The 22,430-nt window shown below is 57.2% G+C and carries 22 protein-coding genes and 2 tRNA genes; 14 read left to right on the top strand and 10 right to left on the bottom strand.

What is annotated here, in order from left to right:
- Position 1: 1 nt before the first annotated feature.
- The 5 genes from rng to ENH71_RS00950 form a co-directional block, all read right to left on the bottom strand.
- Positions 2-1,480 (bottom strand): ribonuclease G, encoded by a 1,479-nt coding sequence (rng, locus tag ENH71_RS00970; RefSeq protein WP_294133592.1) that lies wholly within the window; start codon positions 1,478-1,480, stop codon positions 2-4.
- A gap of 42 nt (positions 1,481-1,522) precedes the next feature.
- A complete protein-coding gene (locus ENH71_RS00965; protein ID WP_294137354.1) occupies positions 1,523-2,146 on the bottom strand; it encodes a Maf family protein in 624 nt (207 codons plus the stop codon).
- Position 2,147: 1 nt separating this feature from the next.
- Entirely contained in the window at positions 2,148-2,636 is a 489-nt protein-coding gene (gene mreD, locus ENH71_RS00960; protein WP_294134777.1) for a rod shape-determining protein MreD, read from the bottom strand.
- A gap of 2 nt (positions 2,637-2,638) precedes the next feature.
- Positions 2,639-3,505, bottom strand: a complete 867-nt coding sequence (mreC, locus tag ENH71_RS00955; protein WP_294134774.1) for a rod shape-determining protein MreC — start codon at positions 3,503-3,505, stop codon at positions 2,639-2,641.
- A gap of 83 nt (positions 3,506-3,588) precedes the next feature.
- The gene (locus ENH71_RS00950; RefSeq protein WP_294134771.1) at positions 3,589-4,629 is read right to left on the bottom strand and encodes a rod shape-determining protein; all 1,041 of its coding nucleotides are present in this window, start codon (positions 4,627-4,629) and stop codon (positions 3,589-3,591) included.
- Between the two features lie 325 nt (positions 4,630-4,954).
- Here ENH71_RS00950 and gatC point away from each other — a divergent pair, with 325 nt between their 5' ends.
- The 4 genes from gatC to ENH71_RS00930 all read left to right on the top strand — a co-directional run bounded on the left by gatC (position 4,955) and on the right by ENH71_RS00930 (position 8,581).
- Entirely contained in the window at positions 4,955-5,242 is a 288-nt protein-coding gene (gene gatC, locus ENH71_RS00945; RefSeq protein ID WP_294134768.1) for an Asp-tRNA(Asn)/Glu-tRNA(Gln) amidotransferase subunit GatC, read from the top strand.
- Between the two features lie 96 nt (positions 5,243-5,338).
- A complete protein-coding gene (gene gatA, locus ENH71_RS00940; protein WP_294134761.1) occupies positions 5,339-6,787 on the top strand; it encodes an Asp-tRNA(Asn)/Glu-tRNA(Gln) amidotransferase subunit GatA in 1,449 nt (482 codons plus the stop codon).
- Positions 6,788-6,790: 3 nt separating this feature from the next.
- On the top strand, positions 6,791-8,224 hold the full coding sequence (gene gatB, locus ENH71_RS00935) for an Asp-tRNA(Asn)/Glu-tRNA(Gln) amidotransferase subunit GatB (protein ID WP_294134760.1): 1,434 nt from the start codon (positions 6,791-6,793) through the stop codon (positions 8,222-8,224).
- A 27-nt stretch (positions 8,225-8,251) separates the two neighbouring features.
- Entirely contained in the window at positions 8,252-8,581 is a 330-nt protein-coding gene (locus tag ENH71_RS00930) for a PA4642 family protein (RefSeq protein ID WP_294134757.1), read from the top strand.
- Between the two features lie 18 nt (positions 8,582-8,599).
- Here the strand turns inward: ENH71_RS00930 and rhlB are convergent, their stop codons facing one another.
- From rhlB to hemA, 5 genes are read right to left on the bottom strand one after another with little or no spacing between them, the layout of a single operon-like run.
- Complete coding sequence (gene rhlB / locus ENH71_RS00925) at positions 8,600-9,985, bottom strand: ATP-dependent RNA helicase RhlB (protein ID WP_294134755.1); 1,386 nt, start codon at positions 9,983-9,985, stop codon at positions 8,600-8,602.
- A 25-nt stretch (positions 9,986-10,010) separates the two neighbouring features.
- Positions 10,011-10,766, bottom strand: a complete 756-nt coding sequence (locus tag ENH71_RS00920) for a HesA/MoeB/ThiF family protein (protein ID WP_294134753.1) — start codon at positions 10,764-10,766, stop codon at positions 10,011-10,013.
- Positions 10,759-11,688 carry a peptide chain release factor N(5)-glutamine methyltransferase gene (prmC, locus tag ENH71_RS00915; RefSeq protein WP_414704709.1) on the bottom strand — a complete coding sequence of 310 codons (930 nt, stop codon included), beginning with the start codon at positions 11,686-11,688 and terminating at the stop codon, positions 10,759-10,761. Before prmC ends, ENH71_RS00920 begins: the two co-directional genes overlap by 8 nt.
- A complete protein-coding gene (gene prfA, locus ENH71_RS00910) occupies positions 11,648-12,730 on the bottom strand; it encodes a peptide chain release factor 1 (RefSeq protein WP_294134750.1) in 1,083 nt (360 codons plus the stop codon). The genes prmC and prfA overlap by 41 nt, the downstream gene beginning before the upstream one ends.
- Before the next feature lie 3 nt (positions 12,731-12,733).
- Entirely contained in the window at positions 12,734-14,071 is a 1,338-nt protein-coding gene (gene hemA, locus ENH71_RS00905; RefSeq protein WP_294134749.1) for a glutamyl-tRNA reductase, read from the bottom strand.
- A 192-nt stretch (positions 14,072-14,263) separates the two neighbouring features.
- Here hemA and ENH71_RS00900 point away from each other — a divergent pair, with 192 nt between their 5' ends.
- The 10 genes from ENH71_RS00900 (at position 14,264) to ENH71_RS00855 (ending at position 22,429) form a co-directional block, all read left to right on the top strand.
- Entirely contained in the window at positions 14,264-16,060 is a 1,797-nt protein-coding gene (locus tag ENH71_RS00900) for a tetratricopeptide repeat protein (protein WP_294134747.1), read from the top strand.
- Positions 16,057-16,707: a lipoprotein insertase outer membrane protein LolB gene (gene lolB / locus ENH71_RS00895; protein WP_294134745.1), complete on the top strand. Its 651-nt coding sequence runs from the start codon at positions 16,057-16,059 to the stop codon at positions 16,705-16,707. The genes ENH71_RS00900 and lolB overlap by 4 nt, the downstream gene beginning before the upstream one ends.
- Positions 16,708-16,715: 8 nt before the next feature.
- A complete protein-coding gene (gene ispE / locus ENH71_RS00890; RefSeq protein ID WP_294134743.1) occupies positions 16,716-17,579 on the top strand; it encodes a 4-(cytidine 5'-diphospho)-2-C-methyl-D-erythritol kinase in 864 nt (287 codons plus the stop codon).
- A 36-nt stretch (positions 17,580-17,615) separates the two neighbouring features.
- Positions 17,616-17,691: transfer RNA gene (locus ENH71_RS00885), tRNA-Gln, on the top strand.
- Positions 17,692-17,905: 214 nt separating this feature from the next.
- Complete coding sequence (locus tag ENH71_RS00880; protein ID WP_294134739.1) at positions 17,906-18,862, top strand: ribose-phosphate pyrophosphokinase; 957 nt, start codon at positions 17,906-17,908, stop codon at positions 18,860-18,862.
- Positions 18,863-18,991: 129 nt separating this feature from the next.
- Positions 18,992-19,642 (top strand): 50S ribosomal protein L25/general stress protein Ctc, encoded by a 651-nt coding sequence (locus ENH71_RS00875; RefSeq protein ID WP_294134736.1) that lies wholly within the window; start codon positions 18,992-18,994, stop codon positions 19,640-19,642.
- Positions 19,643-19,654: 12 nt separating this feature from the next.
- The gene (gene pth / locus ENH71_RS00870) at positions 19,655-20,257 is read left to right on the top strand and encodes an aminoacyl-tRNA hydrolase (RefSeq protein ID WP_294134734.1); all 603 of its coding nucleotides are present in this window, start codon (positions 19,655-19,657) and stop codon (positions 20,255-20,257) included.
- Between the two features lie 43 nt (positions 20,258-20,300).
- Positions 20,301-21,392 (top strand): redox-regulated ATPase YchF, encoded by a 1,092-nt coding sequence (gene ychF / locus ENH71_RS00865; protein ID WP_294134731.1) that lies wholly within the window; start codon positions 20,301-20,303, stop codon positions 21,390-21,392.
- Positions 21,393-21,452: 60 nt separating this feature from the next.
- Positions 21,453-21,529, top strand: a tRNA-Met gene (locus ENH71_RS00860).
- 159 nt (positions 21,530-21,688) lie between these two features.
- A complete protein-coding gene (locus ENH71_RS00855) occupies positions 21,689-22,429 on the top strand; it encodes a VC0807 family protein (protein ID WP_294134728.1) in 741 nt (246 codons plus the stop codon).
- The last annotated feature ends 1 nt before the right edge of the window (position 22,430 follow it).

Raw genomic sequence — 22,430 nt, 5'->3', positions numbered from 1 at the left:
GTCAAAACAGAACAACATCATATTGTTCCTGAGTATACATGGGTTCAACCTGAAACCTGATCGTTTTACCTGTCAGCACTTCCAGGTCCGCGAGTGTCGCAGACTCTTCATCCAACAATCGATCAACTACCAGCTGAGAGGCCATGACCAGCAACTCATCATTCTCATAAGCGCGTGCCACACGCACGATTTCGCGGAAGATCTCGTAGCAAATGGTTTCCGGCGTCTTCAGGCGTCCGCGGCCGGCGCACACCGGGCACGGGCTACACAGAATCTGGCCCAGACTCTCCCGCGTGCGCTTGCGGGTCATTTCCACCAGGCCCAGCTCCGAGATACCCGAAATCATGGTGCGGGCATGATCCTTTTCCAGCGCCCGGGTCAAGGTCCGCAGGACCTGACGCTGATGCTCCGCATCCACCATGTCGATGAAATCCAGAATGATGATGCCGCCCAGATTTCTTATACGCAATTGGCGTGCGATCGCTGTCGCTGCTTCCAGATTGGTTTTCAGCACCGTTTCCGCATGATTCCTGTTGCCCAGGTAGCCGCCGGTATTCACGTCAATGGTGGTCATGGCCTCCGTCTGATCAATGATCAGATCACCGCCGGATTTCAACTTGACCTGACGACCCAGTGCTTTATCCAGCTCATCATCGATGCTGTAAAGATCGAAAATCGGTCGCTCACCGCGGTAGAGTTCGACGCGACCCAGCGAGTCAGGAATGAAGTCGCCGACAAAACCGTTGATTTCGTCAAACGCGTCCGTCGTATCCACCCGGATTTTCTCGACCTGTGGCGTAATCAGATCTCTTACTGCACGCAGATACAAAGGCAAGTCCCGGTACAGGACCCTGATTTCGCGGTTTTTTTCAATGCGGCGCGCGACGGCAGCCCAGAGTTTGCGCAGAAAGCGGATATCCTCACTCAATTCAGCTTCCGTGGCACCTTCTGCTGCCGTTCTGATGATAAAGCCGCCTTTGTCCGGGGCCACTTCCTGCGCCAGACAACGCCCCAGCGTGGCCTGCAGACGCTCACGCTCCTCTTCATTTTCCAGTCGCAGGGAAATACCAATATGGGCGTTTCGCGGCAGATACACCAGATGGCGCGACGGCAGAGTCAGGTGGGTGGTCAGGCGGGCGCCCTTGGAGCCAATCGGGTCCTTGGCGACCTGGACCACAATCATCTGTCCTTCGTGCAGCAGCTTCTGTATATCAGCGGCACCGGCATCGCTGACCTCAAGACCATCGGCACCCACCGGCGCAATGTCGGCGCAATGCAGAAATGCAGCGCGCTCCAGCCCGATATCAACAAACGCCGCCTCCATTCCCGGCATGCCCCGAACCACCTTGCCCAGATAAATATCGCCGACATGACCGCTGCGACTGCGGCGCTCGATGTAGATCTCCTGCAACAGACCATTGTCTATCAACGCCAGACGGGTTTCCCTGGGGGTGACATTTATCAGTATCTCTTCACTCACTCGACTCTCCGGGCGGACAATGTGCTTTCACAACAAAAAGCGTCAGACGCCAAGTGCGCTCCTGATGCCGAAACCGGCCAACAAACGACTGGTTTCAAATACCGGCAACCCTACCACGGCGGAGTAGCTGCCTTCGATTTTCTCGACAAACAACGCCCCCAGCCCTTGCACGGCATAGGCACCGGCTTTTCCCACCGGTTCGCCACTACGCCAGTATGCGGCAATGTGTTCATCACTCAGATCGCAGAACCAGACGCTGGTGCGCACCGTGGCGACCTGCGCCTGTTTGCCCTGCATGATACAGACTGCGGTCATCACTTCATGGCGCCTTCCTGACAGCATCGCCAGCATGCGGGCAGCATCGGCCTCGTTTAATGGCTTGCCCAATACAGTGCTGTCGCAAACAACAATGGTATCTGCGCCCAGTACCGGCCTGCGCCCGAAGATCTCCGGCAAGGCGTTCACTGACGCCGCCTTTTGCCGCGCCAGACGACTAACGTAAGCGTCGGGCGATTCGGCAGGCAGCATGGCCTCATTCGTGTCGTGCACCAGCACACGGTAGGTGACACCGATCTGATCCAGCAACTCACGGCGCCGGGGCGACGCCGATGCCAGCACCAGTGGCGCAGAGTCGTCGGCAGGAGGTGGGGTATGACGTGAAGACATGTCAGCTGACATTAAAACCGCGACGCAACTGACGCAGGACAACAAACAGCCATGGCCAGACAAAGGCACTGGACAAGGCGCCCAGCAGGAACAGCAGACTGCCGGCATCGGTCTGTTCAGTGGCCACTTTTATCCAGTAAGTGATGGTCATATTAAGCCCCACCAGCGCCAGGATCATGCCGCTTTGCTGCAGAAAGGAAAACATACGCAGACGTTGATGCAAACTCAGCGTGATATACGCGATCAGGGCAAACGACAAGGCGTTCAATCCCAGCAGCGAGCCTTCCAGAATATCCATGAATAAACCGGCGAACCATGCCGCGCCAATGCCGACCCGGTATGGCAGGGCCATAATCCAGTAGATCAGCACCATCGCCACCCACTGCGGCCGGTAGTGCATCGCCCAGTCTGGAAAAGGCACAATTGCCAGCAAATAGGCAATCAGCAAGGTCAGAATAATGATCCACACACCGTGTGCTCTGGGTCCCATGATTACTGATTCCCCTGTGTCTCGGCCGGAAAGTCCGGCAGCACCTGCACCCCGCTGCCACCAATTATCTCATCATCCGGCACCACCAGCATGACATGACGGGTGCGGTCGATCTGTGCCAGCGGGCGCGCCCTGATCAGCGCAAAGGGCTGACCGGGATCATGAAACACCCGGGTCACTTCCGCCACCGGATAGTCTTTGGGGTAGCGCTGGCCCAGACCGGAACTGACCAGCAGGTCACCTACCACAATGTCAGCGGTGTCAGGCACATATTCCAGCTCCAAACCGGGCGCATCGCCTCTGCTGCCGCGCGCAATCGCGCGCTCACCGTTGCGATTGACCTGCACCGGCGTGCCGTGGCGCGAGTCGGTTATCAATAACACCCAGCTGGTAAACGGCAGTACTTCCACCACCTGTCCCATCAAACCGTGAGCATCAAGTATGGCCTGACCTTCGAATACTCCGTTGTGGGCACCGCGATTGATCAGCACCCGACGGGAACCGGGATCGTTGGAGACGTTGATGATTTCCGCCGCCATCACACGCCCCTGCACAGCCTTGGACGCTTCCTGCAATTCGCGCAGACGGCTGTTTTCACTGGCCAGGCCGGCCAGCAATTGCAACTCACGCTGAGCAAACAGCAGCTCCTGACGCAGCTGGGCATTTTCTTCGATAAGGTCTCGTTGCGATACAAACACATCATCGATCCATGACGAAGCGCGGGCAGGAATATCTGCCACCCAGTAGACGGGTGTACTTAGATAGGCGACGGTATAACGAACGCGATCCAGATAATCGAAACGCGCATCGGCAAACATGACGCCAAGAGACAGCGCCAGGAATGCCAACAGACGATATTCCAGCGACACGCCTTTGATAAATAAGGTTTTAATAGCAGAACCTCAGCCTGTTCAGCATTAGTACCTGATTGCCGGTAGTCCCCGAATGGGGATTACTCTACCGATAGTGCGTCCATTTCGTTGGAATCCATCAACTCCATTGCCTTGCCACCGCCGCGCGCCACACAGGTCAGCGGGTCGTCAGCGACAATCACCGGCAAACCGGTTTCCTCAGACAACAGCTTGTCCAGATCCTTCAACAGGGCACCACCACCGGTGAGCACCATGCCACTTTCAGCAATATCAGATGCCAGTTCTGGTGGAGACTGTTCCAGCGCGCTCTTCACCGCCTGCACAATGGCTGACAGGGTTTCCTGCAGGGCTTCGAGGATTTCGTCGCTGTTCAGGGTAAAACTGCGCGGCACGCCCTCGGCAAGATTGCGCCCACGCACATCGATTTCGCGCAACACGCCTTCTGACGGGTAGGCACAACCGATTTCCTTTTTTATGCGTTCAGCGGTGGCGTCACCAATCAGGCTGCCGTAATTACGGCGCACATGGGTAATGATGGCTTCGTCGAAGCGATCACCGCCGACACGGACAGACTCCGCATAAACAATACCGTTCAGGGAAATAATGGCGATCTCGGTGGTGCCACCACCGATATCCACCACCATCGAGCCGCTGGGCTTCTCGACTGGCAGGCCGGCACCAATGGCTGCAGCCATGGGCTCTTCGATCAGACGCACCTCGCGGGCACCGGCACTGATGACCGATTCGCGGATGGCCCGGCGTTCAACCTGAGTGGATTTGCACGGCACACACACCAGCACACGGGGGCTGGGCGGGAAAAAGCTGTTTTCGTGCACTTTGCTGATGAAATGCTGCAGCATTTTCTCGGTTACCTGAAAGTCAGCGATAACGCCGTCTTTCATCGGCCGTATGGCCGTGATATTACCCGGTGTACGACCCAGCATACGCTTGGCATCGGCGCCCACGGCAGTGACCGTCTTCTGCCCGTTGTGGTTGCGGATTGCGACCACCGAGGGCTCATTCAGAACAATGCCTTCGCCGCGTACGTAAATCAGTGTGTTCGCCGTGCCCAGATCTATGGCCAGATCGTTGGAGAACATTCCCCTTATTTTTTTGAACATTGAATTCTTGCTTACCTCAACAATAATTAGAACGGTCCGGAAGCCGGACCCGTTAATCTACTCTAATAGCAGACAGACAAAACGAGTGACAGTTCCTGCCCCCAAACTGCCTCCGGGGCAGATCTGTGAAACAACCATGGCAAACCTGGAAGGAAACTGTTGCCTCAGACCGGTTATAATCCCGTATAATCACGGCTTCTCCAGCAAATAGATACGCACTCTAGCAATGCTCATGTATTAGGGCAAGTAGCAAAAACATTCCGGTGTCGGGCATAAGTCAACAACCTGGCAAGGCCGGCATTATCGCACACTCAGGAGCCTTTTGATGGCCTTAAACAACACAGACGTGGAAAAAATTGCGCACCTGGCACGACTGCAGATCAGCGAGTCAGACACGCTGGAAGTGGCCCAGCGAATCAGCAATATCCTCACCATGATTGATCAGATGCAGAACGTCGACACCTCGCAGGTTACGCCGATGGCACATCCCTTTGATGCCAGCCAGCGCCTGCGCCCGGATGTGGTCACCGAAACCGACCAGCGCGACTATTTTCAGAAGCTCGCGCCGGCCACACAGGACGGCCTGTACCTGGTCCCGAAAGTCATCGAATAACATCGCCCGGCGCTACCCGCCCGGACTCGCACGCACATTGTTAACAACATCTCTGACTGCTGAAACCCATCAGATCAGGCAAGGATACAGACGCTTATGTTAAGCAAAACCGTTGCTGAACTGGCCATCGCGCTGGCCAACAAGGACGTGTCAAGTGTAGAACTGACACAGGCCTACCTGGACCGCATCGCTCAACTGAACCCGACGCTGAATGCCTATGTGACCACCACCCCGGATCAGGCGCTGGCCCAGGCGGCGGCGGCCGACGCCTTGCGCGCCGCCGGTAAGGCCGGGCCGCTGACCGGCATTCCCATCGCGCACAAGGACATTTTCTGTACCCGCGATGTGCTGACTGCCTGCGGCTCGCGCATGCTGGCGAATTTTACCGCCCCTTATGATGCCTGTGTTGTGGAGCGTCTGCAGGCGGCCGGTGCCGTCATGCTGGGCAAAACCAATATGGATGAATTTGCCATGGGCTCATCCAACGAAACCAGTCATTTCGGGCCGGTGCAAAATCCCTGGGATCAGACGCGTGTGCCGGGTGGCTCGTCCGGCGGCTCTGCCGCTGCGGTCGCAGCCGATCTGTGCGCCATGGCCACCGGCACCGATACCGGCGGATCGATACGTCAACCTGCGTCGTTCTGCGGCATCACCGGCCTCAAACCAACTTATGGCCGGGTGTCGCGCTGGGGCATGATCGCGTTCGCCTCCAGCCTGGACCAGGCCGGTCCGTTGAGCAAAAGCGCCGAAGATGCCGCCCTGATGATGAATGTCATTGCCGGCGCCGATGCGCGCGACTCAACCTGTCTGGACATCCCTGCGGAAGACTTTACCGCGCAACTGAATCAGCCCCTGACCGGCCTGCGCATTGGCCTGCCACGCGAGCATTTCAGTGACGGACTCAGCACGCAGGTACAGGAAATTCTGCAGCTGGCCATCAGCAAGCTGGAAAGCCTGGGCGCCACTTTCAGGGACATCGACCTGCCCAACAACCATCTGTCAGTGCCGGCATATTATGTGATTGCACCGGCCGAGGCATCGGCCAACCTGTCTCGCTTCGACGGCGCCCGCTTCGGTTACCGCTGCGAGAACCCGGTCAACCTGGAAGACATGTACAAGCGCAGTCGCGGCGAAGGTTTCGGTGATGAAGTGAAACGCCGCATCATGGTGGGCACCTACGCACTGTCTGCCGGCTATTATGACGCCTACTACAAAAAGGCACAGAAGATCCGTCGCCTGATCAAGGAAGACTTCGACACCGCGTTTCATGACGTGGACCTGATCCTGGGGCCAACGTCACCCCATACCGCTTTCAAGCTTGGGGAGAAAAACAGCGATCCGGTGACCATGTACCTGGAAGACATCTACACGATCGCCGTCAACCTGGCCGGCCTGCCCGGCATATCCCTGCCTGCCGGCCTGCTCAATGGCCTGCCCATCGGTATGCAGCTGGTTGGCCCGGCGCTGTCCGAATCGCGCCTGCTTAATGTCGCTCACCAGTTCCAGTTGCACACCGACTGGCACACGCAAAGACCGGAGGTATAACACATGACCTGGGAAACCGTTATCGGTCTGGAAGTACACGTACAACTTGCGACAAACAGCAAACTGTTTTCGGGTAGCAGCACAAATTTTGGCGCTGAACCCAATACCCAGGCCAGTCTTTATGATCTGGCCATGCCGGGCACGTTGCCGGTCATGAATGAAGAAGTTCTGCGCATGGCGGTCAGCTTTGGCCTCGCCGTGGACGCGGAAATTGGCAAACGCTCGGTTTTTGACCGCAAGAACTATTTTTACCCGGACCTACCCAAGGGCTACCAGATCAGTCAGCTCGACTTCCCGACAGTAGGTCGTGGCAGCCTGAAAATACAGCTGGAAGATGGCAGCGAAAAAGTCATTGCCATCACCCGTGCGCACATCGAAGAAGACGCCGGCAAATCCCTGCATGAAGATTTTCAGGGCATGTCCGGTATCGACCTGAACCGCGCCGGCACACCGCTGCTGGAGATTGTGTCGGACCCCGACCTGCGCAATGCCAAAGAAGCGGTGGCGTACCTGAAAAAGCTGCACTCCATTATTCTTTATCTGGGCATTTCCGACGGTAATATGGCGCAGGGCTCCATGCGTTGTGATGCCAATGTGTCGATTCGCAAAAAAGGCGATACCGAGTTCGGCACCCGCACGGAAATCAAGAACGTCAACTCCTTCCGGTTTGTGGAAAAGGCCATCAATTACGAAGTGCAGCGGCAGATCGAGTTACTCGAAGATGGCGGCCGCGTGGTGCAGGAAACCCGTCTGTACGATTCCGACAAGGACGAAACCCGTTCTATGCGCAGCAAGGAGGTGGCCAACGATTACCGCTACTTCCCCGAGCCCGACCTGTTGCCGGTGGTCATTGATGATGCCTTTATCGACGCCGTGCGCGCCACCCTGCCGGAACTGCCGGGTGCCCGCTGCCAGCGCTTTATCAAGCAATACGGCCTGAGCGAGTACGATGCTGATGTATTGGTCAGCAGCCGCGACATGGCCGAATATTTCGAGGCCGTCGTGGAGTTGTGTGGCGATGCCAAGCTTTCCGCGAACTGGGTCAGTGCCGACCTGCTGGGCCTGCTCAACAAACAGGATCTCACCATCAGCGAATCACCGATCAGCCCCCAGGCGTTGGGCATACTGATCAGCCGCATCAAGGACAATACGATTTCCGGCAAAATTGCCAAGACCGTATTTGAAGCATTGAGTGAAGGCGAGGCTGACGTCGATGCCATCATCGAAGCGCGCGGCCTGAAACAGGTCACCGATACCGGCGCCATCGAAAAACTGGTCGAAGACGTGATCGCGGCGAACCCGGACCAGGTGGCACAGTATCGCGGCGGCAAGGAAGCGGTTTTTGGTTTCTTTGTCGGTCAGGCCATGAAACTGTCAAAAGGCAAAGCCAACCCGGCCCAACTTAATGAATTACTGCGCAAGAAACTGAGTGCGTGAACGTACAAATATGATTAAGGTAAAACCATGATTGAAGAAAAAAAGACCGGCAAAGACCGTACCCAGCCGGCAACGCGCAATGAAGAATGGTCAGATGAACGCATCAAAGCCTTTCTCGAACTGGAACCACCTGAAAGCATTCCGGCGGCCTATCACATTCTGACCAAGGCCTATCGTGGCATGCTGCCCGAGCACTTTGTCCGCTTTGTGCCGTTTTTTGTCGCCGCCGGGCATGACATCAATGTGACACTTAAGGACGGTTCCACGTTTCTTGACCATGTGAGTCAGCACCGCGCCGCGACACCCTACATTGAAGTGCTGACGGCAGCCGGCGCCAAACGCGGCAATCCGGCCTGATCTGTCACACCTGCCTGATCAACGGCGAGGGCGGGGTTTGCCGGCACCACCCTTGCTGCCGCCACTTCTGCCACCGCGCGTTGAAGGCTTGGACTCATCCTTGAAATGCGACGGCCGCGTGAATGCGGGCGGCTCCAGCAACATCTCTTCCGCAGGGTACACGCACGGCAGCTTCTGACCCAGCTTGTCTTCAATATTGGGCAACAGGAATGAATCTTCCTCACAGGCAAAACTGATTGATGTGCCGATTGCGCCGGCACGTCCGGTACGGCCAATACGGTGCACGTAATCCTCCGCCTCTTCCGGCAAACTGTAATTGATGACATGACTGACGTCATCAATATGCAGGCCACGACCTGCCACATCGGTTGCCACCAACACCTGAATCTCGCCATCACGGAACGCTTCCAGTGTCTTCACCCGCTTGTTCTGCGCGATCTCGCCAGACAGCAACCCGCAACTGACGCCATTTCGATACAGGCTGTCGGCCAGCTTGCGCACCTGGTCACGGCGATTATTAAAGACAATCACTTTGTCCGCGCCCTCGGCTTTGATCAGGTTATAGAGCAGCTTGTATTTGTCTTCCGTGGTGACCAGATACACGATCTGTTCAATGGTATCGGTGGCCACGCGCTCCGGCGCGATCTCGATCATGACCGGATCCATCGCCCAGCGTGACGTCAGCTCAATGATTTCGGGCGTGAACGTGGCGCTGAACAACAGGGTCTGGCGGCAGTCCTTGTGCGGTGTGCGACTGACGATCGTTCTTACCTGCGGAATAAAACCCATATCCAGCATACGGTCGGCTTCATCGATGACCAGTATTTCCACCAGCCCCAGATACAGCTGATCGTTCTGCAGAAAATCAATTAACCGGCCCGGTGTTGCCACCACGATATCAACCGGTTTTGAGTCAACGGCAGCCAACTGTTTTTTGTAATCCTCCCCGCCCACAAGCGTCACCACATGCAGCCCGCAGCCTTTGCTCAGGTTCTGCGCATCGCTGGCGATCTGCATGACCAGCTCGCGTGTGGGTGCCAGAATCAGGGCACGAGGTTCACCATTAAAGCGCTCTTCCCTGACCGGGTTTTTCAACTGATCATTGATGATGGTAATCAGGAAGGCCGCCGTTTTGCCGGTACCGGTCTGGGCTTTGCCGGTCACGTCGTAACCGCGCAGAGTATAACGCAGACTCTGTGCCTGGATCGGCGTGCAGAATTTGTAACCCAGCTCCTTGATCGCACGCTCAAGCGGTTTTTCCAGCGCAAAGCGACTAAATGGGATATCCGGCACCACAGGCGGCGAATCAGCCGCCGGTTGTTGCGCCACGTCCGGCTCACCCATTGCTTCAGTGGTGACTTCTATTGCCGTAGAAGTAGTGTCTTCGTTTTCAGTGTTCTGCATGTATAACAACCTTTAATAAAACTGTTCAGGAAGCCTCCGCCCCGCATACTGCGCATGCGGGGTCGCGCGGCAATCGCAATTCACGCCACGTTGAGGTCATGGCATCAAACAACAACAAACGTCCGCACAGGCTCCTGCCCATGCCGGATAAAATCTTGATCGCTTCCAGTGCCTGCATGCTGCCAATGACACCGACCACCGGTGCCAGCACACCATTACGGGAGCAGCTCATCTGCTCATCATCACCGCCCTGATACAGACACTGATAACAAGGACTGTCTGGCTGCCGGCTGTCAAACACAGCGACCTGGCCTTCCAGACGGATGGCGGCGCCGGAGACCAATGGCACTTTGTATTTTACGCACACCGCATTGGCCGCAAAACGCGTACTGAAGTTATCACAGGCGTCCACCACCAGGTCGACCTGCTGGCTGATCATCCGTTCCAGTAGCGCCTTGTCAACGCGCTGATTCACGGTGGTGATCTTAACATCCGAATTCAATGCCAGCAGCGTCTGTCGCGCTGACTCGACCTTGCTGTCGCCGACGGTGTGCTCGCGATGTACCAGTTGCCGTTGCAGGTTGCTGATCTCAACGACATCATCATCAACCAGTATCAGATGGCCAACGCCGGCAGCGGCAAGGTACATCGCCACGGGACTGCCCAGGCCACCCATGCCCACCACCAGCACCGTCGACTGCAGCAGCCGGGTCTGGCCTTCGATATCAAAGGCGGGCAACATGATCTGTCGACTATAGCGCAATAACTGTTCATCACGCATATGTGTTTTCTCCCGACGTTGCGCGGCGCCCCAGTGTCACCCGCTCATGACCTGCCAGATCGCGCTCGCTGCGCACATTTTCGAAACCAGCGGACGTCAGTAACGTGCGGACATCAGCCGCCTGTTCATAACCATGTTCCAGTAACAGATAACCGCCGTCACGCAGCCAGAGACCGGATTGCCGGCAGATTGTCGCCAGATCGCGCAGGCCGCGCTCATCGGCAACCAGCGCTGAGCGTGGCTCAAAAACCAGGTCACCCCGGACCAGATGCGGGTCTTCTCCGGCGATATACGGCGGATTGCTGACGATCATGTCAAAGCCAACACCGGCTGGCAACGCGTCACACCAGTCCCCCTGGACAAAGTTGACGCTTTCCAGCCCCAGCCGGCCGGCATTATGCCGGGCAACGTCCAGCGCCTGCTCGCTGCGATCACTGGCGTGAATCTGCCAATGCGGCCGTTCACTGGCCAGTGCCAGCGCAATCGCGCCGCTGCCAGTGCCCAGATCGGCAACCACCAGGGGCGCATCCGGCCGCCCGTCACCGACGCGTTGTGCCAACATCAGTGCCAGTTCAACCAGCAGCTCCGTTTCCGGCCTGGGAATCAGCACCGCTGACGTCACTTTGAGATCCAGCGTCCAGAAACCCCGCATTCCAGTGAGATAGGCCACCGGCTCCCCGGCAGCACGGCGTGTCACCAAGGCGGCAAATGCGGCGCTGTGCTCGTCACTCAATTCGGTTTCCGGTCGGCTGAACAGATAACTTCGCGCCTTGCCCAGCACACATGCCAGTAGCACTTCCGCATCCAGCCTGGCCGTGTCGCTGGCGACCAGCACCCTGGTGGCCTGCGTCAGCGCCTGGTGAATGCTCACCGTCACCGGTTCACGCCGCCAGCTCAGCGAGCAGGTCGGCCTGATATTCATGCACCAACGGCTGAATGACGACATCAAGCTGACCTTCCATGACTTCCGCCAGCTTGTACAGGGTCAGATTGATTCGATGATCTGTTACCCGGCCTTGAGGAAAATTGTAGGTCCGGATGCGTTCGGAGCGGTCGCCCGAGCCTACCAGCAATCGACGCGTATCCGATTGCTGCTTGTCAGCCGCCTGTTGTGCCATGTCATTGATCCGGGCACTGAGCAGGGACATGGCGCGGGCGCGATTCTTGTGCTGGGAACGCTCGTCCTGGCATTCCACCACCATGCCTGTCGGCAGGTGAGTGATGCGGATGGCAGAGTCGGTTTTGTTGATGTGCTGACCGCCGGCGCCGCTGGCGCGGAAGGTATCGACACGCAAATCAGCCTTGTTCAGCTCGATTTCCGCCAGCTCGTCCGAGGCCGGCAGAATCGCGACGGTGCAGGCCGAGGTGTGGATTCGACCCTGGGTCTCGGTTTCGGGCACGCGCTGCACGCGGTGTGCGCCCGACTCGAATTTCAGTTGCCCGTACACCTGACGTCCTTCAATGCGGCTGATGATTTCCTTGTAACCACCATGCTCGCCGGAACGCTCGCTAATGATCTCCAGGCGCCAGCCTTTGAGCTCGGCGTAGCGCGAGTACATGCGATGCAGGTCACCGGCAAACAACGCCGCTTCATCACCGCCGGTGCCAGCGCGGATCTCCAGAAACACATTCATGCTGTCTTTTTCGTCTTTCGGCAACAGCAGCTTCTGCAGGCTCAGCTCCAACGCGGCAATATCCTCGCGCAACTGACGACCCTCGTCTTCTGCCATGTCACGAATATCAGGATCCGCGTCGCGCTGCATTTCCAGCGCCTGTTCCAGACCGGTCTGTGCATCCAGGTAGGCCTCAAACTCACGCACCACCGGTTCAATGTCGGAGAACTCCCGCGACAGCGCGCGAAAACGATCCTGATCGGCAATGGTTTCAGCATCGCTTAACAGCGCCTGCAGTTCCTGACAGCGCTCTGCCAGATTTTCCAGTTTTTGGTAGATTGATGCTTTCATATGTTATTCACCCAACTCGAACAGTTCCTGCGTCAGGCGAACCAGATCTTCGCGGCCCTCGGCACTGGCCTTTTTCATCTGCACGCTGGGGGCGTGAATCAGTTTATTGGTAATACTGCGCGCCAGTGCTTCCAGCACCTGTTCTGCCGGCATGCCTTTTTCCAGCGCCTTGAGGGCTTTTTCCAGTTCCAGCTGTCGCGTCTGGTCAGCTTTCTCGCGAAACGCACGCAGCGTCGCCACGGCGCTCAATGCACGCAATTGCCGCAAATATTCTTCCACACCCCGCTCAATGATGGCGCTGGCCTGTTCGGCGGCCAGGGTGCGGCTTTTGACGTTGTCTTCAATCACGTCACGAATATCATCAACGCTATACAGGTAGGCGTCACTGATCTGACCCACTTCGGGCTCGATATCTCTTGGCACCGCCAGATCTACCAGCAACATGGGCTTGTGACGGCGTTTCTTGATGGCGCGCTCGACAGCACCCTTGCCCAATAATGGCAGCTGACTGTTAGTGGACGACACCACGATATCAGCCCTTTCAAGCTCCTCCGGAATATCCGACAACAACACGCCCCGGGCGCCAAATTTTTCACCCAGAGTGACAGCGTTCTGCAGGGTACGGTTGGCGACCACTATGCTGCGCACGCCCCGGTCGGTGAGATGCCGCGCCACCAGTTCGATGGTGTGCCCGGCGCCTATCAACAGGGCGTGCAGACTGCCCAGATCGGAGAATATCTGCTCGGCCAGCGTGACCGCAGCGTATGCTACCGACACCGGGTTTTCGCCAATGGCGGTATCGGTGCGCACTTCCTTGGCTATGGTAAAGGCTTCCTGAAAGGCTCGCGACAGTTCAGCTTTGGCCACGCCCAGCTCTTTGGCAACGGCGTAAGCGGACTTGATCTGACCCAGAATTTGCGGCTCACCCAACACCATTGAATCCAGACCACAGGCCACACGCATCAGATGGCGAATGACGTCATCGCGCCAGTGAAAGTAGCTACAGGTGCTCAATTCGCCGACATCAACGCCGTGATACTGGCTCAGCCAATTGAGCAGTTTTTGCTGCTCGAACTGCAATCGTGCGGGGTCAACGCCGTTATCAGGGTTCGGCGACACCCCGTCTGCTGACAGCGGACCGATAGCGGCGGGCCCACCCAGATCGACATCAACGTACAACTCGGTGCGATTGCAGGTCGACACAATCACCGCTTCCCTGACATGTTCAAGGGCGGTCACGCGCTGCATTGCATCGGCCATTTTTTCCGGCGGAAATGCGACCTGCTCCCGTAGGGAGACATTGGCAGTATTGTGATTGATACCGAGCAGAACCAGCGCCATAAAGAGCCTTGCTGAAAAAATGCGCTATCTTACTAAAAGTCGGGGTCGTTTTCCTGCTTTTATACGCAAACCGTTATCCGGTTTAATGTTTTCCGGTATGTATTATGCGCCGGGGCCGGTCACAATTGTAGTCTTGCAACAGAACACTTGTTACAATCGACCGGTGCCTCAGGCACCACAAGACCGGGAATTATGACTAAACTTCGACATCGCCTGTTACTCATCAGCTTACCCCTGCTGGCCGCCTGCTCGGCACTGCAACCCGCGTCCGATATGGATGCTCCCGGTTCGCCAGCGCCCGGCACGGGCACACCGGTTAACACCACAGTCACGACGACAGCAGGCGAACAACCCGGCTCAACGCCGGAGCCGGAACCACCTGCCGAGATCGAATACGGCAATTTTACCCGCAACCAGCTGGAAACGGCACTGCTCAGTGAATTTGGTGGCATGCGCGGCTACCTGCCGCAGGCTGCAGAGGATTATTACGAACTGGCACTGGAAACCGGCGACATCGGCATTATCCGCCGTGCCGTCGAATTCGCCTCTGCAACCGGCAACAATGACGCATTGCTGCAACTGGCAGAGCTGTGGTTACAGCTGGAACCCGATGCACTGGACCCACACCTCATCGTCGGCTACGACCTGCTGGATCAGGCCTTATACGTGCGCGCCATGCCGCACCTGGACCAGGTCCTGACACTGGGCGGCAACGTCGATTTTACTGCCATGTCCGCGCGCACGTTTTCGCTTGATAACCGGCAACGCAACATTATCGCCGACGAGCTGGAGAGCATGCTGACACGGCATCCCGACGAAGCCACGCTGTATTACGCCCTGGCCCAGATCTACGATCAGAGCGGCGACCCGACCGGCGCGCGCAATATGCTGGACATCGCTACTGAGCGCTTCGGAGACAATCCGCGAACAGCCCTTATCGAGGCGCAATTGCTGCAGAATGCCGGACAGGCCGACGCTGCCGAGGCCTTGCTGGGTGAAACCGTTGCGCAATACCCCCGGCATCGACTGCTGCGCTACAACTATGCGCAGACACTGGTGCAAAATGAAAACCTGCCCGAGGCGGCGGTACAGTTTACTGAATTGTTGCGCCTGGCACCGGGCGACATGGAGACCCTGTACTCACTGGCGCTGATTAACCTGGAGCTGGAAGACTATGATTCGGCGCTGGAGCAGTTGCGCGCCCTGCTCGATGCCGGACATCGCACCAACGAGGCAAACTTCTACGTCGGGGTCATTCTGGAGTCGCGCGAGCAACTCTCTGAAGCGCTCTACCATTATCAGCAACTGGGGCCGCGCTCAAACGCATTCCTGTCGGCACAACGACAGATCATGCGACTGTTTGTGGCGCTGGAGCAATTTGATGAGGCAACCCGCTGGCGCCGGCAACTGAGCGCCGACACCGCCGACCTGGGCCCCATTTTGCCCGCACTGCAGGCCGAGGCGCTGATCAATGCGGCCTACCAGGATCGCGCCGCAGCCGTGCTGGATGAGGCGCTGACACAATTCCCGGACAACATCGATCTGCTGTTTGCCCGCACGCTACTCAGCGAGCAACAGAACAACATGCAAAAAGCAGAGCGGGATCTGCGTCACATCATCCGTCTGCAGCCCGACAATGCGCGTGCGCTCAACCATCTGGGTTATGCCCTGACAGTGCGCACCGATCGCTACCAGGAAGCGTTGGAGCTGATTCAACGCGCCATCGAGATCTCCCCGGACGATCCGGCCATTATCGACAGTCTGGCGTGGGCGCAGTACAAACTCGGCCGCCTGGATGAAGCCCTCGCCAACCTGAGAGCCGCCTATGCTGCATTCCCCGACGCCGAAGTGGCTGCTCACCTCGGCGAGGTACTCTGGGCCATGGGCGAGCAGGACGAGGCAATGGCCATCTGGCGCGAGGCACTGACCCGGCAACCTGACAGCGAACATATCCGCGACACCATGGACCGGCTGGTGCCTGCTGAATGAGCGCTGCGCTGACATCAATACCCGCTACCGCCCTTGCCTGGTCCCTGCTCGCACTGACACTGGCCGCCTGCAGCAGCGTGCCGCGCATCGATGCGCCGGTCAACGCCCAGTGGGAACAGCGGCGTCAGGTGCTGGAGCAGATCTCACATTGGGAATTCATCGGCAGTCTGAATGTCCGCGATGCCACTGACGCACACAGCTCCCGCATCCGCTGGCAGCAAAATGACGAGACTTATCAGATCAATCTGTGGGGCACCTTCAACGTCGGTGCGACGCAGATCGACGGCCGCCCCGGCGAGGTGCAGATCGCACAGCAGGGCGAAGACCCGGTGATTACCGAATCACCGGAAGAGCTGTTATATCAGGAGCTGGGCTACGAGCTACCGGTTACCGAGCTGAACTACTGGATCAAGGGCATTCCCGCCCCCGGGCCCAGCAGCGATCTGCAATTCGGGGAAACCAGCCAGCTACGCGCTTTTCAGCAGCTTGGCTGGCAGGTCAGCTATATGGCCTACACCAACTTTGGCCTGGAAACGCTGCCGACACGGATCCGGATTGAAAAAGCACCCCTGCGTCTGGACCTGACCCGACTGCGCTGGAGCCTTCCTGACGCCCGGACCGACGCCCAGGTCAACACAGGCGACTGAGATCGACAATGACAAACGCCGACACCACCATCACGCTGCCAGCTCCGGCCAAACTGAACCTGTTCCTGCACATCACAGGCCGCCGCAGCGACGGCTATCATGAGCTGCAGACCCTGTTTCAGCTCCTGGATCACGGCGACAGCCTGCGTTTCAGCTGGCGGGACGACGGACAACTGCGCTTTACCTGCACTGACTCCAGCCTCAACAACGCAGACAATCTGGTGATGCAGGCGGCCACGCAGCTGCAGCAGGCCCTGCAGTGCCCCGCAGGGGCCGACATACACCTGGACAAACGCATCCCGGCCGGCGCCGGCCTGGGCGGCGGCAGCTCTGATGCTGCCACCACGCTGGTGGCACTGAACCGGCTCTGGCAGGGCCGGTTGACGCGAGACCAATTGGCCAGACTGGGCCTGAGCCTGGGCGCCGACGTGCCGGTTTTTGTCATGGGCCAAAGCGCCTGGGCTGAAGGTATTGGCGAAAAACTGGCACCGATGCTGCTGGCAGAGCAGTTTTTTGTGGTGCTGACCCCTGCCTGCCATGTCACCACCGCCACGATTTTTTCACATCAGCAATTGACACGGGACTCAACACCCATCAAAATGTGCGCCTTTCTGGCAGGGCAGTCCCGAAATGACTGTGAAGCACTGGTCAGAAAACTGTATCCGGCGGTGGATGCCGCGCTTACCTGGTTATCAGGCTTTGCGCCAGCCCGCATGACCGGCACAGGGTCCAGTGTATTTGCCGCGTTCTCCGAGGAGGCGCAAGCCAGAGCGGTACTAGCGCAGTTACCGGCTGAGATCAGCGGTCCTCTCGCAGGCATCAAAGGTTTTGTTGCCAGAGGGATCAACCGATCCGCCCTGAGCGAGCTTTGATACCGACTGAAAATAGCTTAGAATAACGATGTTTTTTGGGGTGTCGCCAAGTTGGTAAGGCACAAGGTTTTGATCCTTGCATGCGTTGGTTCGAGTCCAGCCACCCCAGCCATATTCCAGGAGTCGGTTATCGCCGGTGTTGCCAATCAAAACGGCAGCCGGCATAACCCGTCTCCGGTCTTCCGGTTTGATGCAGCATCTAAGCGATCATTCAACGACCACAACGAATGACCTGGGCGGGTAAGACCATCAAACGACCACAGCATAAACCAACCCCGAAAAAACGCTCTAACTGCGCAAACGGCAAGTCAGAAGGTAATCAATCCATGGCTAATAATCTGATGGTCTTCACCGGCAATGCCAATCCCGTGCTGGCGGAAAAAATCGCCCGCTATATTGGCATTCCCCTCGGTGATGCCCAGATCGGCAAATTCAGCGATGGCGAGATTGCGGTTGAAGTCAAAGAGAACGTCCGTGGCAAGGACGTATTTATCATTCAGTCCACCTGTGCACCAACCAACGACAGTCTGATGGAACTGCTGCTCACAGCCGATGCCATGCATCGTGCTTCAGCCAACCGCATCACGGCCGTTATCCCCTATTTTGGTTACGCCCGTCAGGATCGCCGCGTGCGCTCAGCCCGCGTTGCCATCAGCGCCAAAGTGGTTGCCGACATGATCTCTGCGGTTGGCGTTAACCGGGTACTGACCGTTGACCTGCATGCCGAACAGATTCAGGGCTTTTTCAGCATCCCGGTAGACAACGTGTATGGCTCACCGGTGCTGACCGACGATATTGAATTGCAGAAATACGAAAACCTGACCGTCGTTTCACCTGATATTGGCGGCGTGGTACGCGCACGTGCCGTGGCCAAACAACTCAATGTGGATCTGGCCATTATCGACAAGCGTCGCCCGCAGGCCAATGAAGCCCAGGTCATGCATATCATCGGTGAAGTCAAAGGCCGGACCTGTCTGATCGTCGACGACATGGTGGATACGGCCGGCACGCTTTGCAAAGCTGCTGCTGCACTGAAAGAACACGGCGCATTAAAAGTTGTCGCCTATTGCACCCACCCGGTGCTGTCCGGCAACGCCGCGGAAAATATCGCCAACTCCGAACTTGATTCCCTGGTGGTGACTGACACCATCCCGCTCAGCGACAAGATTGCCAGGCTGCCCAATGTGCGTCAGCTCAGCATGGCGCGCCTGCTGGCCGAATCCATTCGCAGGGTCAGCAATGAAGAGTCCATCAGCGCCATGTTCGAAAGCGCTGAGCTGTAAAACGGCCAAAGAATCGAATTTCCATCCGGAAATTCACCCCGGGGTGCTGAATTGACAGTGCCCTTTTTACTGACACGTCTGCGTAGCCGGTCGCAAGCGAAACAGACGTTTTAAAACTGGAGACATAACATGTCTAATGAGTTTGATCTGAATGCAACAGCCAGAGAAGACCTGGGGAAAGGTGCGAGCCGCCGCCTGCGTCGTCTGGCTGACGAAGTCCCGGCCATTATTTATGGTGGCAGCAAGGCAGCACAGAATATTTCGATTCCGCACAAGGATATTCTGAAAGCAACGTCCAATGAAGCCTTCTTCTCGCACATCATCACACTGCATGTGGATGGCAAGAAAGAACAGGTAGTTATCAAGGACCTGCAGCGTCACCCGGCCAAACCGCGCATCATGCACGCTGACTTCCAGCGCGTCAGCGCCAAGCAGACCATCGTCGTCAAAGTACCGGTGCATCTGCTCAACGAAGACAAGTGTAAAGGCGTCAAGCAGGGCGGCGGCAGCATCCTGAAAACGATGTCCGACATCGAAGTTATCTGTCTGCCTAAAGACCTGCCAGAGTATCTGGAAATTGATATGGCGGATATTGATGTCGGCGAAGCCGTTCACATCTCCCAGATCGACTTCCCCAAAGGCGTCACCAGTCTCGAATTGTCACACGGCAATGACTCTGACCACGACCACGCTGTGGTAACAGTTCAGCCTCCACGTGGCGGCCTGCTCGACGAAGACGAAGAAGACGAAGCAGCTGACGAAGAAGCCGGCGACGAGTGACCCCCGCCTGTTATGAGCACTGACACGCTCAAGTTGATTGTGGGCCTGGGTAATCCGGGCCCGCAATATCGCAACAACCGTCACAATGTCGGCGTCTGGTTTTTGCAGGCAATCTGCCAGCAATATCAGGGCGAACTGCGCCCCGAAGCACGCTTTCATGGCGATACAGCTCGCGTCACCATCGACGGGCATGACATCCGCCTGCTTTTCCCCACCACGTTCATGAACCGCAGCGGTCTGTCGGTATCGGCGCTGTGCCATTACTTTGACATCGCGCCGGCGCAGATGCTGGTCGCCTATGACGAAATCGACTTCCCGGTCGGCACCACACGGCTGAAGTCAGGTGGCGGCCATGGTGGCCACAATGGCATGCGAGATATCATCAGCGCTTTGGGTGGCGAGCGGGATTTTTATCGCCTGCGCATCGGCGTCGGGCACCCGGGCGACAAGAACAAAGTCGCCAATTATGTGCTCAGCGATCCGGGCAAGGACGACACCATTTCCATTGAGCACGATATCGACCAGGCCTTGCGCGTGCTGCCGGTAGCAGCCGGTGGCAAGTGGAACCAGGCCATGCTTGAGCTGCACAGCCAGGACAAGCCGTCCGGCGACTAACACTACTTACAACACGCTAACGCAATTTACAGGACATACACACATGGGTTTCAAATGCGGCATTGTTGGCCTGCCTAACGTCGGCAAATCCACGCTGTTCAACGCCTTGACCAAGGCAGGCATCGCGGCAGAGAATTTTCCGTTCTGCACCATTGAACCGAACTCCGGTATCGTGCCCATGCCCGACCCTCGCCTTGATGTGTTGTCTGACATCGTCAATCCGCAGAAGACCATCCCTACCAGCATGGAATTTGTTGATATCGCCGGACTGGTCGCTGGCGCCTCCAAAGGCGAAGGTCTGGGTAACAAGTTCCTGGCCAATATTCGGGAAACCGATGCCATCGCCCATGTCGTGCGCTGTTTTGAAGACAGCAATATCGTGCACGTGGCTGATGCCATCAACCCGGAAGCCGATATCGAAACCATCAACACGGAACTGGCACTGGCAGATCTGGAAAGCGTGGAAAAAGGCATCCAACGCCTGACCCGTATCGCCAAGGGCGGCGACAAGGATGCGGTACGCCAGATTGCCCTGTTTGAACGTGTGCGCGAGCATCTGGACACTGCCAGGCCGGTGCGCACCATGGGCCTGGACAAGGACGAGCTGGCGGATGTTTACGGCCTGCACCTGCTGACCGTGAAACCGACCATGTACATCGCCAATGTCGATGAAAACGGCTTCGAAGATAATCCCCTGCTGGATCGGGTCGCCGCGGTCGCCAAGGCCGAAGGTGCGGTGCTGGTGCCGATCTGCAACAAACTCGAGTCAGAGATTGCAGAACTGGCTGACGACGAAAAACTGGAATTCCTGCAGGATCTGGGCATGGAAGAACCCGGCCTGGACCGCGTCATTCGCGCCGGTTATCAGTTGCTTGGTCTGCAGACTTACTTCACTGCCGGCGTCAAGGAAGTGCGCGCCTGGACCATCAAGGCCGGATCCACAGCGCCGCGCGCCGCGGCTGCCATTCACACCGACTTTGAACGCGGGTTTATCCGCGCAGAAGTGATTGGCTACGATGATTTTGTTGCCGGTAAAGGTGAACAGGGGGCCAAGGATGCGGGTAAATGGCGGCTGGAAGGCAAGGAATACATTGTCCACGATGGTGATATAATTCACTTCCGTTTTAACGTATAAGCGCGCGTTTCAGGTCTTGACAACAAGTCCTGAAATAGACAGAATGCGCATCCTCGCAATGGCTATGTAGCTCAGCTGGTTAGAGCACAGCATTCATAATGCTGGGGTCAGTGGTTCAAGTCCACTCATAGCTACCATATCAGGACACTTGCTCAGCGTTCATGGCTCAGCTTCAATAAGTGTCGCTAAATGCCCCGACGTTCACGCGCCGGGGCATTTTTTTAGAATCGCCGCGCAATTTTCCGTATACTTGCTGTCTTATTCAACGCCCAGACGCCATACAGGTACCCGGATTCATGAGCGACAGCCCTTCTGCCAACACCCCGCCTCCTGCTGACAAACCGGCCAAACCTCGCGGCGGTTTTCTTGGCAACCTAGCCTTTAATATTCTAATCCCGGTCATCATTCTCAGCCGGTTCAGCGGCGACGACAGCCTCGGTCCGACCTGGGGTATTGTGATCGCATTGGTCTTTCCGGTCGGTTATGGTCTGTGGGACTTGCGTGAATCCGGTAAAATAAATCCGTTCTCGGTGCTGGGCGTGGTCAGTGTTTTCCTGACCGGTGGCATCAGTCTGCTGGAGCTGGATCCGCAGTACATTGCCATCAAGGAAGCCGCCATTCCAGCCATAATCGGTCTGGCCGTGCTGATCAGCCAGCGCACGCGATTTCCATTGGTAAAAACGCTGATTCTCAATGCTCAGATGATACGGGTGGAAGCGCTGTACTCGGCGCTGGCGGCCAAAGGCAATACGGCAGTGTTCGAGCGGCGTCTGTCACAGGCTTCACTGATTATCGCGGGTTCATTCGCGCTGTCATCAGCGCTCAACTACATTCTGGCGCGCATCATTCTGGTCAGTCCACCCGGCACCACCGAGTTTAACGCAGAGCTTGGCCGCATGACGGCGCTAAGTTACCCCGTTATCGCCCTGCCAAGTATGGTGGTGCTATTGATTGCAATCTGGTTTGTGTTCTCGCAGATCAAACGCCTGACCGGCGAAAGTCTGGAGCATTTCCTGGTAGATCAAAGCGGGGGTTGAA

This window comes from Pseudohongiella sp., assembly GCF_011050365.1.
Taxonomy (GTDB): domain Bacteria; phylum Pseudomonadota; class Gammaproteobacteria; order Pseudomonadales; family Pseudohongiellaceae; genus Pseudohongiella.
The sequence above is the reverse complement of the archived record's forward strand: the minus strand, read 5'-3'. Positions and strand labels throughout refer to the sequence as shown.

What these genes read in the sequence shown, in the direction of transcription:
- ispE (WP_294134743.1), top strand. Translation starts at nt 16,716, where the DNA reads ATGACAAACGCCGACACCACCATCACGCTGCCAGCTCCGGCCAAACTG.
- ychF (WP_294134731.1), top strand. Translation starts at nt 20,301, where the DNA reads ATGGGTTTCAAATGCGGCATTGTTGGCCTGCCTAACGTCGGCAAATCC.
- hemA (WP_294134749.1), bottom strand. Translation starts at nt 14,071, where the DNA reads ATGGCGCTGGTTCTGCTCGGTATCAATCACAATACTGCCAATGTCTCC.
- ENH71_RS00855 (WP_294134728.1), top strand. Translation starts at nt 21,689, where the DNA reads ATGAGCGACAGCCCTTCTGCCAACACCCCGCCTCCTGCTGACAAACCG.
- pth (WP_294134734.1), top strand. Translation starts at nt 19,655, where the DNA reads ATGAGCACTGACACGCTCAAGTTGATTGTGGGCCTGGGTAATCCGGGC.
- mreD (WP_294134777.1), bottom strand. Translation starts at nt 2,636, where the DNA reads ATGGGACCCAGAGCACACGGTGTGTGGATCATTATTCTGACCTTGCTG.
- rhlB (WP_294134755.1), bottom strand. Translation starts at nt 9,985, where the DNA reads ATGCAGAACACTGAAAACGAAGACACTACTTCTACGGCAATAGAAGTC.
- gatC (WP_294134768.1), top strand. Translation starts at nt 4,955, where the DNA reads ATGGCCTTAAACAACACAGACGTGGAAAAAATTGCGCACCTGGCACGA.
- ENH71_RS00950 (WP_294134771.1), bottom strand. Translation starts at nt 4,629, where the DNA reads ATGTTCAAAAAAATAAGGGGAATGTTCTCCAACGATCTGGCCATAGAT.
- ENH71_RS00920 (WP_294134753.1), bottom strand. Translation starts at nt 10,766, where the DNA reads ATGCGTGATGAACAGTTATTGCGCTATAGTCGACAGATCATGTTGCCC.
- prmC (WP_414704709.1), bottom strand. Translation starts at nt 11,688, where the DNA reads ATGAATATCAGGCCGACCTGCTCGCTGAGCTGGCGGCGTGAACCGGTG.
- lolB (WP_294134745.1), top strand. Translation starts at nt 16,057, where the DNA reads ATGAGCGCTGCGCTGACATCAATACCCGCTACCGCCCTTGCCTGGTCC.
- ENH71_RS00900 (WP_294134747.1), top strand. Translation starts at nt 14,264, where the DNA reads ATGACTAAACTTCGACATCGCCTGTTACTCATCAGCTTACCCCTGCTG.
- gatB (WP_294134760.1), top strand. Translation starts at nt 6,791, where the DNA reads ATGACCTGGGAAACCGTTATCGGTCTGGAAGTACACGTACAACTTGCG.
- gatA (WP_294134761.1), top strand. Translation starts at nt 5,339, where the DNA reads ATGTTAAGCAAAACCGTTGCTGAACTGGCCATCGCGCTGGCCAACAAG.
- prfA (WP_294134750.1), bottom strand. Translation starts at nt 12,730, where the DNA reads ATGAAAGCATCAATCTACCAAAAACTGGAAAATCTGGCAGAGCGCTGT.
- ENH71_RS00880 (WP_294134739.1), top strand. Translation starts at nt 17,906, where the DNA reads ATGGCTAATAATCTGATGGTCTTCACCGGCAATGCCAATCCCGTGCTG.
- ENH71_RS00875 (WP_294134736.1), top strand. Translation starts at nt 18,992, where the DNA reads ATGTCTAATGAGTTTGATCTGAATGCAACAGCCAGAGAAGACCTGGGG.
- ENH71_RS00930 (WP_294134757.1), top strand. Translation starts at nt 8,252, where the DNA reads ATGATTGAAGAAAAAAAGACCGGCAAAGACCGTACCCAGCCGGCAACG.
- ENH71_RS00965 (WP_294137354.1), bottom strand. Translation starts at nt 2,146, where the DNA reads ATGTCTTCACGTCATACCCCACCTCCTGCCGACGACTCTGCGCCACTG.